The following is a 961-nucleotide window of genomic DNA, read 5'->3' as shown; positions in this document are numbered from 1 at the left end:
TAGGTCGTGTCTCGTGGATCTTTGGTGAGGTCGCGTAGCCAGATCTTCATCGTGGCAATGTCGACGGTGGCGCGGTACATGTAGTCACGTTTGTCGTACCTGGTCGCCACGGCGCGGAACTGCTTGAGCTTGTTGATGCAGCGTTCGACGGTGTTGCGCTGTTTGTAGCGTTCGCGGTCGAAGTTGGGTGGCCGGCCGCCGCGGGAGCCTTTCTTGCGGCGGTTGGCCGCCTGGTCGGCCTTGACCGGGATGGTTGCGGTGATGCCGCGTTGGCGTAGGTGTGCCCGGATCGCCTTGGACGAATACGCCTTGTCGGCCAGGACGTGCCCGGGCCGGGTCCGGGGACGCCCGCGCCGGCGCTGCACCCGGATACCGGCCATCACGGGCGCGAAGCCGGTGCAGTCGGCGCGTTGCCCCGGCGTGGTGTGCCGGGAGATCGGCCGGCAGCGCCGGTCCGCGGACAGGTGCAGCTTCGTCGTCAGCCCGCCCCGGGACCGTCCGAGGCACTCCCGGCCGCCCGATTCGTCCTTTGCGGCTTCCCCTTTTTCGGATGGTCGAGGGCTGGGATATGGCAGGCGCCGGCGGCGTGTGGGTGCGCCCGGATTGAGGAACTGTCCACGGACACGGTCCAGTCCTCGCCTTCCTCGGCGTCGCAGTCGATGCGCAGCGCGTCGCAGATCCGCGTCCAGGTTCCGTCGATCGCCCAGCGACGTTTGCGCTGGTAGACCGTCTTCCACGGCCCGAACCGCTCAGGCAGGTCCCGCCAGGTGATCCCAGTCCGTTCCCGGAACAGGATCGCCGAGACCACCGTGCGATGGTCCCGCCAGCGACCACCACGCGGAGGATCAGGCGGCAACAGCGGCTGCAGCAACGCCCATTCCTCATCAGTCAGCTCATGTCGTCGAGACACAGCCGTCTATCTACCGCATCCGACACCGATGATCCACGAGACACGCCCTAG

General features: G+C 67.2%; 1 protein-coding gene. It reads right to left on the bottom strand.

Annotated features, from left to right (window positions below):
* Positions 1 to 910, bottom strand: a protein-coding gene (locus IEZ31_RS55800) for an IS5 family transposase (protein ID WP_373294895.1) whose coding sequence is annotated in 2 segments (ribosomal slippage) — positions 1 to 532 and positions 532 to 910 — 911 coding nt annotated over the 2 segments. Because the reading frame shifts where the segments join, the coding sequence is not laid out codon by codon here. This gene is flagged as partial in the annotation.
* Between the last annotated feature and the right edge of the window lie 51 nt (positions 911 to 961).

Origin of the sequence: Dactylosporangium sucinum (genome assembly GCF_014647515.1) — a bacterium.
In the GTDB taxonomy this organism is placed as follows: Bacteria; Actinomycetota; Actinomycetes; order Mycobacteriales; family Micromonosporaceae; genus Dactylosporangium; species Dactylosporangium sucinum.
Note: the sequence above shows the minus strand (reverse complement) of the source record. Positions and strands in the feature narration are given on the sequence as shown.